Source organism: bacterium (assembly GCA_037127815.1).
Lineage (GTDB): Bacteria > Patescibacteriota > Minisyncoccia > Phycocordibacterales > CAIZLB01 > CAIJKW01.
Genome location: JBAXXP010000004.1, coordinates 58,296 through 74,672, shown reverse-complemented (window position 1 = coordinate 74,672; position 16,377 = coordinate 58,296). Strand labels below are relative to the sequence as shown.

The window sequence follows — 16,377 nt, the reverse complement described above, 5'->3', positions numbered from 1 at the left end:
AGTGCTGTCCTGAAGAATTTCCATTTGTAGTCCAGGTTGCGCCGGAGTTGGTGGAGGTGTATATGTAGCCATTATTATAATCCACTGCAGCTAACATTGTTCCGTCGGCGGAGGAGGTTATGGAAGACCAATAGTGCTGTCCTGAAGAATATCCGTTTGTAGTCCAGGTTACTCCGGAGCTTGTGGATGTGTATATGTAGCCAAAATAATCCACTGCAGCTAATTTTGTTCCATCGGCGGAGGAGGTGATGGAGTACCAACGCCTTGAAGAGTCGCGGGGGGTCCATGTTGCAAAATTATTTACAAAGCCATTGTCATCAGACAAATCACCTTCAAATATTGCTGCACCGTTTATACTACCGAGGTTTTTACTTGAATCCTTGAATATTGCACCTGCGAATGATGAAATAGTAATTTGATTTGTAGAATTACTATTAAATGTTATCTCAGATACAGAAGCCTCACCAGCTGTGTTGTTTGTTATGTTTCCAAATACATAAACTTTATCTGACGGACCTGGGATACTTGTAGCTGGATCTGAGAAATTAATTCCATCATAATGACTCCACCAGTTTCCTAGATTATTCCAATTACCATCTATTGAATTTGTGAAATAAAAGTTGGTTGGGTTGTATACTCCATTCCAAGCACCGTAAGATACAGAATTTATAACAAGATTTGATATATTATTGAATATTGTCGAGGCGTTTGTAGATAAGGTTGAAGAATATGTAATAGTAAGAGTACCAGATGGAGCTGTAGAACTGTAATATTGTCCATACCCTCCAGACCCTGCATAAATTGTTTTATCTAAGAGATTTAAATTCGTGCCCGAGATTGTAATATTTCCACCATATCCACCAAATGAATCACCTTGACTCCCATAACCACTTGTTATAAAACCTGTTATTGAGTTTATAATTGTAATACCTCCACCACTTCCACCATTTCCACTATAATTTCCATAACCACTTGTCACAGAACCAGTACTCGAGTTTCTAATTAGAATCGTACCACCATTAGCTCCACCACCATATGTGCTTCCTGAGCCACCATTACCACTAGTCACAGAGCTTGAGGTTGAATTTGTGATTGTTATGTTACCGCCCCAACCTCCATCGGCAACACTAGAAAACCCTCCATTACCAGCAGAGATAAGCCCGGTGATTATTACATTTGCAAGACTTACATCCTTACCTGCGGTTGCATAACTGATAATTTGGTAAAAATTATAATCAAAGACTTCGTCTACACCATTCGTACTTGTAACATTTCCGTTTATTGTATAATGATTACTTGTTCCGTCTATTGTTACTCCCTCTGCATTAATAATACAATCGCCAGCAGGAAGATCTCCTGCTAAATAATATGTACCTGGAAATACAATAGAGCTACATTGTGAAGATGAAGTAAGTGATGCTCCAGAAAGCATTGGAAAAGATCCGCCTGGGAAGTTATAAGTCATACTATTATTGAGTTGAAGACTACTAAGTGCTGACAAAATTAAGCCTGTAACATTAATAGTTCCTGTATAACTAATGTACAATGAACCATTCGCTCCATTATAATAACCATTAGATGTATCCCCTTGTCCGAAGTGTCCGCCTGCAATTGTTATATTTGAAAGATTTAAATCTACACCAGAAATTGAAACACTTCCACCATTTCCTCCATTTCCGTAATTGTCAGTACCTCCATAACCTGCCGTTATAGAGCCTGTGGTTGACCCTGCAATTAAAACACGTCCGCCGTTTCCAGCTGTACTTTGATAATCACTATCACCACCAAAACCTGTATCTATAGTACCTGTGGTTGAATTTGTAACCGAAATACTTCCACCCGAACCACCGTGACTACCCTGACCACTTGAGGCTCCATAACCACTCGCTACTGTTGTGACGGTTGAACCTGTAATAACAATATCTCCACCATTACCCGAATTACCATAGTTCAAATCACCACTACCTCCAACACCACTTGATACAGATGTTGAAGTGGAACTTATAATTGAAATATTTCCACCAGAACCACCTTGGCTATAGTAATTATTGTAATAGCTATTAGTGGAAGCTCCACTACCACTTACTATATAGCCTACTGTTGAGTTTAAAATTGAAATATTACCTCCTTTTCCACCATAAGAATCAGTAGCGATGCCGGAACCAGACGAAACATGCCCTGTAACTACGACGTTTGAAAGGTCTATGTCTATACCCTTAAGTACTGAACTTATTCCATCTGCACTTGTAACATTTCCGTTTATTACATGAGGAGTACTTGTGGATGAAATAAAGACTCCATCCACTTTAATCTGACAATCTCCAGCAGGAAGGTCTCCAGCTAAATAATATGTTCCTGAGACAATAATTGCTGCACACTGACTTGCTGAGGTTATTAAAGATCCTGGGAGGAACGGAAATGGACCACCTGAGTAAGATCCATAGCTAGTTCCATTTATCACAAAATTACCAGCAGAACCTATATTAGTATTTGTTGTTGTGAGGATGCCGTTATATGAAATTGAGACTGTACCCCAAGTTGTATTTATATTTATGTTTGAAATATTAAGATTACCACTAGAGGAAATTGAAATGGTGTTACTACCACCAACAGACCCGTCAGAACCATATCCATACCCACTACCAGCAGCACCTGCCCACGAAGAAAGATTCCCTAACAGAACAGAATCCGTAATTGTAATTCCCCCTGCATTACCTCCATTTCCACCACCACCCTCACTACTTCCACCATCTCCTCCATTTGATGTGGCACCACTTGTTGTAGAATTTGAAATCGATATCAATGCACCATTACCTCCGCTTCCTGCCTGGGAGCCTCCAGCCCCACCATAACCACCTCCGCTACCTCCATTTGCTGACAATACTGCTGTAGTTGAACTTGCCGTAACAGTAATAGTTCCAGCGTAACCTCCAGCTGAACCAGGTACACTACCAGATCCTCCATTGGATATTATTGAAGTTACTGTAGAGCTTTGAACGGAGACGGAACCACCATGACCTGCGTTTGCATAATTTGAATCACCACCGCCAGCCGCATCAATATTTCCAACAATTGAATTTATAATTGTAACGTCCCTTCCATTACCCCCACCTGTACCCGCAGAACTATCATCATTTCCACGTGTATAGATTCCCCCAGCAAACCCAACAAATTTTACGTTTCGAATAACAATAGTATCAACAGATGGCGATGCAGCGTCAAGAAGACCACTTGAAACGTCTCCGGGCGTATTATTGGCCATTGCATTAAGAGCAACATTTCCAGCAGAGACAGTGATTGTTTTAACATCATCTCCACCATCTACCGTAACAGTACCAGCTGCACCATCTGTAACAAAACAATTACCAACTGAATCTAAAGAAGAACCACCATCAAAATCCGCACTAATTGTATAGGTCCCTCCAGAAGATAAATATCCACATGAATTAATTTCCCCAGGGATTAAGATTGGAAAACTTGCATGTGCATGCGGAGCAAATAATAGAAAAGACAGAGAAAGTAAAATACTAGCAATATATTTCTTATTACTTAATTTATTTTTCAAAGAAGATATGATACTTGTTTTTTTATTCTGTATCATATAATTATTGTGTTACCACAGGTGCGGTGTTATCTGATGCAGGCGCTGAAGCTGGGGCTGTGACTGCAGGTGTTTCTGTACTTTGATTTACAATGTTTGTCTGTGAAGATCCTTCTGTTGTTCCAGTTTTATCATTTCCCAAAACAGCATTGAATCCATCTTTAATAGCATCTGTAATTTTATCAAGTATTGTTGGAGTATCTGTTGCTGGTTTTTCTTGTTCTGAAGATGTAGGGGGAGTTGCAGCTGTAGGTTCTGTTGAAGTGGCTGGTGCCGCATCCACTTTTGTATCTGATGATGACGCATTCGTAGAACCTTCTGTACTGGAAGCTGTTGAGGTAGATGATTCTGTTGAACTTGAGATCACAGCGTCAGTTGATGAACCTGTTACAAAATCAATAACATCAGAAACAATGTCCTTGATCTTATCAACAATCCCTGAAGAAGTTGTTGTAGCGTTTGATGCGTCAATTGTTGAAGTTGATGTAGACGCGGATGACAATGTTGAGGTTGAAACTATTGATTGTTCAGTTGATGAAGCCGTACTTGTAGCAATAGCATCAGTTGACGTTGCGACCTCTGCAACAACATTACCAAAAGAAATTATTCTATTTAGAATAATTAGATTATTTATTTCCTTACCTTGAACAACAACCTTATCTCCAATCCCAATATCAAGGAGAGAAATCAAGACACGTTCACTTGTCTCCATTCTTGAGACAGAAGTTGTATCAAAAGCATACGATGTTTGGGTTTTGTCATTTGAACCGCTTGCGTTGTTTATTGAAATGGATGAGCCTGTGACGTCAGATACAATACCGACAGCAGAGAAGCTTTTACCCTTTAGACCAATCTGATTTATTGAATTCACTTGTAAGGTGTCTGCATTTAAAATACCAAGGTGAATTAGTGAAAATACTGAAGCAACAGAAACAATAATCAAGGATAGACTTTTAAATATTTTTCTCATATTCATACTTGTATTTTAGCACAAATAAGCATTCTAATGTAAAGAATATAGCAATTATATCTGTGGATAAATAATTAAAATTTGGAAGTACAGAATTAGATTATTTCAATTTTAGACAATCAATCCATCCTTCATTTTAATTATTCTGTCACTCATCTTTCCGTACTCATCTTCATGAGTAACCATCACAATAGTTTGTCCTTTTTTATTCAATTCCATAAAAATTTGAATAATCATTTGCGATGATTCTGAGTCTAGGTTCGCCGTTGGTTCATCAGCAAAAAGAATTGTTGGTTCATGAGCAATAGCACGAGCAATAGAAACTCTTTGTTGCTCTCCTCCTGATAATTTTGCAGGTAAATTATTAAACTTAAGTGCTAAGCCAACCTCTGTTAAATGTTCTTCCGCTATTTTATATGCAGCATCCTTCTCGTATCCTTGCATAATTAATGGAACAGCAACATTCTCTTTTGCGGTTAAGTCAGGCAAAAGCGCATAATCTTGAAACACGTATCCAAGTTTGTGAAGTCTAAACTTAATTCTATCTTCACTGGAGAGGTTGTGCGAATCTAATCCATCGATAAAAATCTCACCTGACGTAGGGTGATCTAATAAGCTAATTTGATAAAGCAAGGTACTTTTTCCAGCACCAGATCTTCCCATTATGGAAACAAATTCTCCGCATTTAATATTCAAATCCACACCCTTTAAAACAGTTGTTTCTTTTGAGCCGTCGAGAAATGTCTTTGTTAGACCTTTGGTTTTTATAATGTAGTCTCCGATTTGGCAAACTTTCCCCTTCCAAGAATCGCCAATAAGAATACTCTCCTTTGCGCTGTGCTGAACTTTATTTATTATTTCTTCTTCTTTTAATTTAGTCATTTTGTTTGGTTGGGGTCAGGCACCATGGTACCTGACCCCAAATTACTACCTTCCCAATATTGAGTCCAGTGTGTTCTTCTTTACAATAATTCTTGCTGGAATATATCCTGCGATGACAGTTGTTATAAGAAGAATTAACGCACGGAAAAGTGTACCAGGAAGTGGTGCGTAAATTATACCATCACTGAATGGAAAGTTAATTGGGTGAGCGTCTACAAATGGTATTAAGAAGCCATATAGAATCAAAAAACCAATAACGGACCCCGTTAATGCATAAAACACAGACTGGATTATGTAAGATATTTCTATCGATTTTGGATCAATACCAATACCCTTCAGAATTCCAATAAATTTTCTTCTGGTTATGGCGTTCACAAAGATAACAATAAAAATTGTTATTGAAGCAACTGCAATTCCAATTGAGCCAATCAAGTTTCCAAGTAGTGCAAAAGTAGAAATAAGATCACTTAAGAATTTTGGTTGAGCCTCAAGCCATGTTTGAATTTTAGCTCCTGAATCAAAATTATTATTAAATAATATTTGCTGAACTTTTGCTGCGTCAGTTAAGGTGGAACCATCTTTTAATTTTACAAATATTTCATCTGCGTTAACGTCATTTCTTCCAATAAGTTTTTTGGCTTCACTTTCAATCATGAAGATTCTAAAGTCATTTGTATCAACTTTTGTCTTTATGACTCCTCGCAAAATTACTTCTTTAGAATTTTTACCAACAGTAATTTTCAACCTATCACCAATCTTTATATTTTTTAAAGTTTGAAAACCAGCTGATTCAACTGGCGTGTATTTGTAGAGCAAGGTCGCACCAAGAATTATTCCATCGGTATCATTTTCTTGTAGATATGATCCTTCTACAATATATCTTGAAAGTCCATTTATTTTGTCCTCATTCAACGGATCAATTCCTGCAATTGTTCCAGCCACTCTATTTGGAGTTTCATCTTGTCTTAACTTTCTTCTATAGTCCGCATTAATAGAGCCTGACCCTGTATATCTTGTCGCCACATCCTTTACCTGGGGCAAACTACTTAACACATTTAGAATATCCGTTGTATTTTCAATTTCAGTTTTTTGAGTAAGTTTTGTTATAGCAATATCTCCTGTTCCTCTTGTTCTATGCGCTTCAACAGAACCTTGAATAAGCCCAACAAGAACTCCGTTGACAACTACTAAGTTCAAAAATGTCAAAGCCATTACAGTAACAATTAGAATAGTAGTCCAAATATTTGCACGCTTAATTTGCCTATATGATAGGAAGAAACCAACTCGCCAAATATTTAAATTTTGTTTTGTTGGAAGCATTTTATTTAACAACAACTCTTTCACCTGCCATTAAGCCTGAAATAATTTCTATTTCGCCAGATGCATTCAATCCTCCAGTTTCAACTTTCTTATTTACCCTAACACCAGCTTGATCAACAGTAATCATCTTTTCACCAGCATCTAAAAATAGTGCACCCTGTGGAACTACAAATGACGCAGGTTTATTTGATGTTTCGATTGTTATGTTTGCAGTCATTCCAGATTTAACTCTCTCATCTGGTTGAGTAAAGGCTAGTTTAATTTTGTAAGTAGTTATTCCATCAACAACAGTTTCAGCTGGATCAACTTCATAAACTGAAGCTGGGAAAATTACATCCTTTCCATAAGTATCAAGAGTTATTCTCGCAGTTTGTCCAACTTTAACTTTTGCAATATCAGATTCTGAAACATAACTCTCAACTTCAAAATTGGAAGCGCTTATCATAGAAACATAAGTTGTATTTAGAACAGTACTCTCCCCTTCCTTTGCATCCATTTTTGTAACAATTCCATCAAATGGAGCAACGATCAAAGTCTTAGATAAAATTGCCTGAGCACTTTCAACTTGTGCGGAGGCTGATTTCACACGAGCACGTCCTGCTGCAATTTGCTCATTTGTTGACCCAGCTTTTTTAAGTGCGAGTTGTTGCCTTGCTCTATCAAGATTTGCTTTGCTTGTATTATAATTTTGTTCAACAAGTGTCAGACTTGCAACAATTGCATTAAGCGATGCTCTTGCAGAAGATACTGAAGCTTTATAAGCATCGATAACAGTTTGAGTTGTTCCAACATTAACGTCAATAGCAGAAGCAACCATAGACAAATCATCAAGAAGTCCTCTAACTAACGCAAGACTGTCCCTAGTCTCCTTAATATATTTTGCATCCATTGTTAAAACACTCAAAGATGAAATACTAGAATTTAAATTAACTAAACTTTCTCCAACTTTTAATCTTTTGGCATTGAGTGAAGGTTTTAAATTATAACTATCTCCATAATTTTCATTAAAGGAAATAACCTCAGGATTCACACTTCTTGGATTCTTATAGAACTGATCAACTTTTGTTCTGACAGTATCATCAGCAACAGAATAGGCTTCTTTTATTTTATCAACCATAGCCTGAAGATTTTGATCATATGAAGATTGTGCGGATTGCAAATCCGATTCTGCAATTGAGATATCCTCCGAACGAGAACCCCTCAGTAATTCACTTAAATTAGCTTGCTGAGTTTCTAAATCTGCCTGACGTTGAAGTAAGGTTCCATATGCATCACCGTTAGCAAGAGATACTAGAACGTCGCCCTTTTTAACAATACTTCCCACCTTAGAATTAACCTTAGAAATTCTACCTGATGTTTCAAAACCCATGTCCACACTATTTGAGGCCTGAACTTTTCCAGTTACAGAAACCTCTTGAACAAAGGTCTTAGGCTCGAGTTTAATAATAGTTTCAGTTGTAGCTGTTGTAAAAAAAACTTTATAAGCAACAAATGCAATTATAATTACTAATAGAGAAACATAGACTTTTTTTAATTTCAAAATCAGCCATGTTCTATCTAAAATTCTTTTCAAGTTAGTACTAATTATTTTGTTCATATTTTGATTTATATTATAGCAAATTTTTGAGAAAATTTCCAAAATATAAATTTACAAAAAATCCCCCGCACGCGCTAGAGCGTGCGGGGGGGGGGGTGATGAACTTCATCAAAGATCAAACTAATCCTCAGGAGTCATTTCCCGAAGGCGAAGCATGACGAGTGCTTCGCTACTGAATAAAGACTCTTCCCCATATTTATTCGTACAGAGAAGAACTCCCCCTGATAGATAATAGAAAAGTCGAAACGTAATGTAAGATGGATTAATAGCACCTTCCTCCGTGAAGCAAATAGGATTCTCCTGAGCCATAACAATATCAAGGGTTTGGCCTGACAGAGCCTGCCCTGCTTGATACTGAAGACATATTTGAGGTCCGTCTGCTTTGTGACATAATTCCAAAATCTGACCATCAAGATGTTCCTTACTCCAATCCGCAAGAAAAGATTTTTTCAAAATATGTCTTCTCTCAATCGTAAACTTGAGTTTACTTTTCTTGTCCCTATCAGCATTGGACAAGTCAGATAAAGAAAGCACGACAAAGGTAGTGAATTGAGGCCTTTCCATCACAATGCCTATCTTTTGGATCATATCAATAGCCTCTTTATTGCCATCATTCATCTTCCTCTCCATTGCCTGCGCATGCAATTCGATAGCTGAACTTCCTCCAGTTTGGATTGTAAAAACACCACGAGGAACAAAAGTCATTTCCTTTTGTCTAAGAAGAATTCTTGGTGGGCAGGTATTGTGACGCGACCTGATTGCCTCGACAGCAAGTGCTACGGCCATTTCAGGGTTTTGAATTGCCCATTGGGCATCACTAGTTCCGAGACCTTCAAAACCATCCTGCTCTTTCACAAAACCAGCAGCAACATGCTGAGGTTGTTTTTTGGTAGCCATATAGTTGTCCTTTCAATTATTATTGTTTGGTTGTCTATTCATTATAAGCTGTGAGTTTCAATCTTCGATTTTTCTACCGATTGTTCCCCAAGACAAATTTAGGAATCTTTCACCCTTTTGCCACAGCACACAAAAACCTTATATCACTTCCATCAACCTCCAACAAAATAGAAGGCAACGGCAAATAGGAAAGGTTTCTCTGTGCTGTAGCAAAACACCAACCTCTCAAGGTGCTAAAACTGCCCAAACTATACAACCTTATTCCATAAAAGCAAATTTTTATAAACGTGAGATGGATCATCTCTAACAAAATAGGCTATACAAGTTTTTGTTGAATTCTTTCAAAATCAAAGACTTCAGAGTCTCTTATAAGAATTGTTCTATTCGAATTGTAGGAAATACCCTTGTTTGGTTTTGCTTCAAACCCTAAGTATATGCAACCTATATTTCTATCACGAACCTCTTTTATGGCTGGTTGCAGGTCAGAGTCTGAGCTACCAAGGATTATTTCATCAACTTTCTTGTCACAAGAAAGACTTACCATATCAACAGCCAATTTTACATCTACACCCTTCTCCTTAAATATCAGTGCCTGCTTACCATCTCTACTAGTCTCCATATGACCTCTAACCTGCCCACTCAAAATAACTTCAAATCCTTGTTTTTCAAGATGTGTCTTAAGTTGGCGTTGCTCTTCAATCAATTCCTTAGATTTATGCATACTTTCCTTATGCTCCTTAATACGAGCGAAATAAAAGATACTGCGGCCAACAGTCATACCTCCAAGCACTTTATCAAACAGGCCCCTAAAATCATACTCATGCCAGACGGGTTTTTCTTTACCATTTTCCTTAAAAATAGCTTTAATTTTTCCTTTCAAATTCTCACCATCAATCAGTAAAAATATATTCATGTATCCAGTTATTCTATCACCAAACAACGTAAAACCCCAGCGGACCTTTCGGCTAGCTGGGGCGTGTATATTTATATAGTATCAAGCGGTGTCGATTAGTCAAGTAAATTGTTTAATCTTATCCACAAGCGCTATATATAATATATATGAATCTCATAAGTAAATAAAAAGAACGCCGTACCATATAGGTCGTGCGCTCTGTTGAAAGTTTAACGAGGATTGAACTCGTGGTTACTTCACCGAGTGGGTTTACCACTATTTATCGACCACAGGAGAGCCAAAGCCTGACAGAATTTGAACCCACGGGGGCCCATTCTGCTCTGTGTTCGATAAGGGGTTTGACGGCCTCGAGAATTTCATCGGTAGATTTACCGAGAATCTCGAAGACCTTTTCAGTCTTGCCTGTATCGACGTGATTCGCCGAAAAGTTTGCAAATGGCCCAACCCACGCCCTGAACTGATAACGCCAGCCGGAAGTATCGCTCGGGCGTGTGGTTAGGGTGAACATCATGTCATAACGGCTATCAAGACCGCGAAGAGCAATCAGTTCAGCCATTGTCCCTTCGAAGGGTTGAAATCCGTTGTTCGCAAATTCGCTGATTTTCATAATATTGGTGTTGTTGTGTGAGTGTAGTGGAAGGACAATAATTCGCTTAGCGCTGTGCCAGCAAGTCAATTACGATCTTTCTTCCAAACTCAAACATTACCTCAATATCATTCAAAGAACTTATTTAACTGCTTATACAATAGCATAATATATAATATTTGTCAATAGATACGCTGTTTTACCTTTGAATATAGGCCCATTCCCCAATATTGAGGATATAGGAAACTAACCTGATACCACCTACAAATGACTAGCGCCCATATACCTTACCTCCTGAGAGCCTTGCGAGCTGCAGCGAGCAGAGAGGATTTCTAGCAAGAAATCCTTGTGCTCTCGGGAGGCAAGGCATATGGGAGCCTCTCTATTGTGTTGTTATATTACTTTAGTTGCCAAAATACCAAAATAATGTTTAAATGAACCCTCATTATGCAAATACGAAATATAGCGATTATCGCCCACGTTGACCATGGTAAGACAACCATCGTTGACGCAATTATGAAATACACAGGAGCAGTTAAAGACTCCTCTTCTATGGACTCCAACGCTATTGAATTAGAGCGTGGAATTACTATATATGCCAAAAACGCCTCATTCCAATATAAAGGAACAAAGGTTAACGTTATTGACACACCAGGTCACGCCGACTTCGGTTCAGAGGTTGAGCGTGTTTTGCGTTCTATCGACTGTGTGCTTTTAATCGTTGATGCACAAGAAGGTCCTATGCCACAAACACGTTTCGTACTTAAGAAATCACTAGAACTTGGACTTAAGCCAATTGTCGTTCTAAACAAATTAGACAAGCCAGCTGCAAACCCAACAAGAGTTCACGATGAGATTCTAGAATTATTCATAGAATTAGGTGCTCAAGATCATCAATTAGATTTCCCTATGGTTTACTGTATCGGAAGAGAAGGAAAGGCTAAGTTAAGTTTGGACGATGAGTTTGTAAACCTTGATCCCCTACTAGATACAATTATCAAAGAAGTTCCTCCAGCAAAAAGTGCTCCTGAGGAGGCTCTTGAAGCTCAACCTTTCAACCTTGCTTATGACAACTTCCTAGGAAGAATGGCGGTTACTCGTATTTGGACAGGTACAATCAAAATGGGACAAACTCTGTTTATCAAAAAAGATACCGGAGAAACAAGAACAGGTAGAATTACAAAACTTTTCACTTTTGACGGACTAGTTAGAAAAGAAGTTCAAGAAGCATATTCTGGAGACGTAGTTATGGTAGCTGGACTTCCTGATATTTTCATCGGTGAGACAATCACTGACAAGGAAGATACAGAGCCATTGCCATCAATTAAAATCGATGAGCCAACAATCTCCCTTGGATTTCTTGTTAACGATTCCCCATTTGCTGGACGTGAAGGTAAATATGTTACCGGTCGTCAAATTAGAGACAGACTAGAAAAAGAACTTGAAGTTAACGTTGGTCTTCATGTTGATTTCGATCAAGCTGACGTTCTTAAGGTTTATGGACGTGGAGAATTACACATTGCGGTTCTTCTAGAACAAATGCGTCGTGAAGGTTATGAAATGCAGGTATCTCAACCTGAGGTTATTATCAAAGAAATAGATGGTAAGAAAAATGAGCCTTTTGAAGAAGTTGTTATAGATACTCCTAACGAGTTTGCAGGTGCTGTTATCGATAAGCTTGGTAGAAGAAAAGGTATTATGACTTCAATGAAGGAACATAGTGGTATTACAAGAATGACATTCGATATTCCTACACGTGGTCTTCTGGGCTACAGAAGTCAATTCGTTATCGATACTAGAGGAGAAGGTATTATGTCTTCACGTTTTACCGATTTCAGACCATATGTTGGAACTATTGAAAAAAGAGCTGTTGGATCTATGATCTCAATGGAAGCTGGAAAGGTTCTTCACTTTGCACTAGGTAACCTACAAGACAGAGGAACTCTATATGTTGCTCCAGGAACAGAAGTTTACGCTGGAATGGTTATTGGAAATACATCAAAGGGAGAAGAAATGGAAGTTAACCCAACCAAGGGAAAGCAACTTACAAACATGCGTGCTTCAGGAACAGACGAGACAGTATATCTAGCTCCTGCACTTGAAGTTACAATTGAGCGTGGACTTGAAATCATGTGTGAAGATGAATATTTAGAAATCACACCAACTTCAGTTCGTCTTAGAAAGAAGTTTCTAACAAAGACAGGACGCGAGAAGTCAGTGAAAGGGATTAAATAAGTAAAATAAAAAACCGGCCGCATCATTCTGATGCGGCCGGTTTTTTTGTAGTCATTTCCAGGCAATAAAAATACCCCACTTACGTAGGGTATTTTTATTAGACGATTATTTCTAAATCTAGCTAAAGATTAGTAGTCGCGTCTGAATCCACGGTCTCCACCTCTGTCTCCACCGCGGTCATCGCCACCTCTTCCACCAAAATCTCTTCTTGGTGCTCCCATAGGAGTATCTGTCTTAGGACGAGCTCTGTTAACTACAAGGTTTCTTCCTTCAAGATCTTGTTCGTTGAACATAGCGATAGCAGCGTCTGTTGCCTCATCGGTTGCCATTGTGACAAATCCGAATCCTCTTGAACGTCCACTCATCTTTTCTGTCATAACGATAGCGTCTACTACTTCTCCAGCCTTTGAAAATGCTTGCTTAAGACTTTCTGTTGTAGTTGTCCAAGCAAGGTTTCCGATATATAACTTTCTTTCCATTTTGTGTGTTTTGCGTTACTTTTAATCGTCCATAGCCGACCTCCTTACGCCAACCACACAGATAACTCCGCTGGCCTAATTGAGATACTACGAACTTCTTCAGTATAACACATATATTAGCAATAACAATGCAAATGTGTGGTTTGATGACGTAACCCTCCTAAATCAGCCCTTTAGAACCTCATCCAAGCAATTCTAGCTTGAATACTATAGGTTTTTTATAATAGGCAATTTTAGCGATAAATACTCCAAAAGCATCTTTTTTGAGGCCCCAGCGTCCGCGAAGTACTCTCTAACGGTAATCAAGGTCTCCAGCTCATCCTTACTCATTCTCCTGTTTAGCTTAGACTTTTCCAAATCTTTCAATGTAATTTCTATATCATGTAGAAACTGAAATAGCTTAGATGAGTCATCTTCGCCCTCCTTTCCAGCATCATCAACCATCTTCTTAACCATTTCAATTCTCTCAGCCATACTTGATCCAAAGAATCTTGAAACTGAGTCTGAAACTATCAACCTCAGCTCTGGCTTCAGTTCTGATTTCAACTCCGCGTTCCCTTCATTCTTTTTACTGGCCATGTTTCCCCCATTTTCAAAATTATCTAAAAAATCCGCCATTGCGTGCGTCTCAACTCTAGACTGAATTGTTGGGAGTAAGAGTGAGCCTGAGGATATTGTTATAAAAAAATATGTATTTGGAAATGGCTCCTCCAAAGTTTTAAGCAATGCGTTTTGAGCTTGATGCCCCGCACCGTTTATCTCAATCAAAGCAACTTTGTTTCCTCCGCCGTTTTGTCCAAATGATTTTTGCGAATTAAAAGCCACCACCTTCCCTGCCTCATCCACATTTAATTGGTTACTTTTTATATGTAAAAAATTTGGAGACACATGAGGGTCCTTACCTGATTCAAGCTCTAGGGTATTTGAGATAAATTTTAGCAAAGGGGAAATACCATCACTGGAAACTTTTTCGATTATATATGCGTGATGATTTAATTTCATTTGTATGTTTTGGGGTCAGGCACCATGGTGCCTGACCCCAAATCTTTATCGCTTGGAAATAATTGTTCTCTTATATGTATTCAAGTGCTCCAGGGCGATACCTGTTCCTTTAGCAACACAGTAAAGTGGATCATCAGCAAGCTTTGCTTTAACTCCAGTTCTTCTATAAACAAGCTCTGGAAGATTACGTAACTGTGAAGATCCCCCAGTCATTATTATCCCGTTATCAATAATATCAGACGCAAGCTCAGGTGGAGTCTCTTGAAGAACATCCTTGATTGCCTTGATCATATCTCTTAATTCTTTTGCAATTGCCTTAACAACTTCATTTGTTTTAATTTCAACAGATCGAGGAAGGCCGGTTAGAAAATCGCGACCCTTAATTGTCATTGAAAGTTCATCGTCCATTGTAACGGCGGACCCTACGTTTATTTTCATCTCCTCTGCTGTCTTATCCCCGATCGCTAGGTTATAGGTTTTCTTAATGTAATCCGCAATTGCAAGATCAATTCTATTTCCTGCACATTTAACAGAATTACATGTCACAATTCCTCCCAAGGAAATAACGGCAACGTCTGTTGTTCCACCACCAATGTCTACAATCATGTGTCCATTTGGCTCTTGAATAGAAATACCAGCGCCAATTGCAGCAAGAATAGGTTCCTTAACAACATATGCATTTTTAGCACCTGCCTTAATTGCAGCCTCAACTACAGCACGTCTTTCAGTTGAAGTAACACCAGCAGGAACTGAGACCATCACGTCTGGCTTCCAAATATTCCATCTGCCAAGAGCCTTGTTTATGAAATATCTAAGCATAGCCTCAGTAACTCTATAGTCAGCGATAACACCATCGCGCATTGGTCTATATGCAATAATATTGTCTGGTGTCTTTCCAATCATATCCTTTGCGTCTATTCCAACAGCCAGAATCTGATTATCTTGCTCAGAAACTGCAACAACTGAAGGCTCGTTTAGAACAATTCCACGCCCAGGAAGAAAAACAAGAGTATTAGATGTTCCAAGGTCAATTCCGAGCTTTTTAGAAAATAATGCCATGCCTACATAATAAGGCCTGAAGGCATTTTTTACAACTTGAACTTGACACCATCATGTACCCTGATACAATTACATTACCAGACCTAAAAGGCATCCTATATGGGTGCCTTTTGTATTAAGTACCCTTTAATGACAAGCTATTCATCCATCCTGATTATTTCCCTTAGGAACTCAAAGTCCAAAAACTTATCTCCAGCAAACTTTTTTATTTCTTTTGCTGTGCGTGGAGATCTTGCTAACACTAGAACTTCTTTATTATTGTCTCGTAAATATTTGAGCGCTGATAAAAAGTCTCCATCCCCCGTAAGAACCAAAGCTCTATCATAATCATCTTTGTAACGTATCAAATAAAGGGTCATATCCACATCACAATTCGCCTTTTTCTGACTTATGCCTTTTCCATCCACATGAGTCTTTACTGGCTTAAGAACAAGAATATATCCAAATTTCTCCAATTTCATGTAGAATCTGATTCTTTTTAAATATCTATTTATAAGAGTTATAATTACATCAGATAAGTTATACTTATTTTTTTCAATGAAATCTACCAAATAAATTGAAACGTCATTTATTGGTACAGTTTCATTCTTTATATAATCAAATGGAAAATCATGTATTTCAACACCTCCAAAATAATAGACCTTATTCGCTTCATACTTAGACTTAAAATACAATGCTAATTTTTCATGATCAATACTCCACCCGAGAGATTTTCTACCACCATAAAATAAATTTGAGGCATCAATAAATACATATGTTCGCATACAACAACCATATCTAATCGATATGAGTTTTCTATAAAGAAAAGATAAAGAAAATCTGAAATTATTATATAC

At 38.1% G+C, this 16,377-nt stretch carries 13 protein-coding genes; 1 reads left to right on the top strand and 12 read right to left on the bottom strand.

Annotation, left to right across the window (positions count from 1 at the left end; genetic code table 11):
* The 8 genes from WCQ00_03730 to WCQ00_03695 all read right to left on the bottom strand — a co-directional run.
* A partial coding sequence (locus WCQ00_03730) for a hypothetical protein (GenBank protein ID MEI6042645.1) occupies positions 1–3,601 on the bottom strand: 3,601 nt, incomplete at its 3' end.
* Positions 3,602–3,605: 4 nt separating this feature from the next.
* A complete protein-coding gene (locus tag WCQ00_03725) occupies positions 3,606–4,577 on the bottom strand; it encodes a hypothetical protein (GenBank protein ID MEI6042644.1) in 972 nt (323 codons plus the stop codon).
* Between the two features lie 105 nt (positions 4,578–4,682).
* A complete protein-coding gene (locus WCQ00_03720) occupies positions 4,683–5,453 on the bottom strand; it encodes an ABC transporter ATP-binding protein (GenBank protein ID MEI6042643.1) in 771 nt (256 codons plus the stop codon).
* A gap of 45 nt (positions 5,454–5,498) precedes the next feature.
* Complete coding sequence (locus tag WCQ00_03715) at positions 5,499–6,773, bottom strand: FtsX-like permease family protein (GenBank protein ID MEI6042642.1); 1,275 nt, start codon at positions 6,771–6,773, stop codon at positions 5,499–5,501.
* Position 6,774: 1 nt separating this feature from the next.
* Positions 6,775–8,370 (bottom strand): efflux RND transporter periplasmic adaptor subunit, encoded by a 1,596-nt coding sequence (locus tag WCQ00_03710; GenBank protein MEI6042641.1) that lies wholly within the window; start codon positions 8,368–8,370, stop codon positions 6,775–6,777.
* A gap of 120 nt (positions 8,371–8,490) precedes the next feature.
* On the bottom strand, positions 8,491–9,267 hold the full coding sequence (locus tag WCQ00_03705) for a hypothetical protein (GenBank protein ID MEI6042640.1): 777 nt from the start codon (positions 9,265–9,267) through the stop codon (positions 8,491–8,493).
* Positions 9,268–9,583: 316 nt separating this feature from the next.
* Positions 9,584–10,180 (bottom strand): NYN domain-containing protein, encoded by a 597-nt coding sequence (locus tag WCQ00_03700; protein ID MEI6042639.1) that lies wholly within the window; start codon positions 10,178–10,180, stop codon positions 9,584–9,586.
* A gap of 259 nt (positions 10,181–10,439) precedes the next feature.
* The gene (locus WCQ00_03695) at positions 10,440–10,787 is read right to left on the bottom strand and encodes a hypothetical protein (protein MEI6042638.1); all 348 of its coding nucleotides are present in this window, start codon (positions 10,785–10,787) and stop codon (positions 10,440–10,442) included.
* 423 nt (positions 10,788–11,210) lie between these two features.
* On the opposite strand from WCQ00_03695, the gene typA reads away from it, so the two are divergent.
* Positions 11,211–13,001, top strand: coding sequence for a translational GTPase TypA (typA, locus tag WCQ00_03690; GenBank protein MEI6042637.1), 1,791 nt, complete (start codon positions 11,211–11,213; stop codon positions 12,999–13,001).
* Between the two features lie 128 nt (positions 13,002–13,129).
* Here the strand turns inward: typA and WCQ00_03685 are convergent, their stop codons facing one another.
* From WCQ00_03685 to WCQ00_03670, 4 genes are all read right to left on the bottom strand, one after another.
* Positions 13,130–13,480: an RNA-binding protein gene (locus tag WCQ00_03685; protein MEI6042636.1), complete on the bottom strand. Its 351-nt coding sequence runs from the start codon at positions 13,478–13,480 to the stop codon at positions 13,130–13,132.
* Between the two features lie 207 nt (positions 13,481–13,687).
* Positions 13,688–14,482 carry a hypothetical protein gene (locus WCQ00_03680; protein ID MEI6042635.1) on the bottom strand — a complete coding sequence of 265 codons (795 nt, stop codon included), beginning with the start codon at positions 14,480–14,482 and terminating at the stop codon, positions 13,688–13,690.
* A 45-nt stretch (positions 14,483–14,527) separates the two neighbouring features.
* A complete protein-coding gene (locus WCQ00_03675) occupies positions 14,528–15,541 on the bottom strand; it encodes a rod shape-determining protein (GenBank protein MEI6042634.1) in 1,014 nt (337 codons plus the stop codon).
* Between the two features lie 137 nt (positions 15,542–15,678).
* A complete protein-coding gene (locus WCQ00_03670; protein ID MEI6042633.1) occupies positions 15,679–16,305 on the bottom strand; it encodes an NYN domain-containing protein in 627 nt (208 codons plus the stop codon).
* Positions 16,306–16,377: the final 72 nt, after the last annotated feature.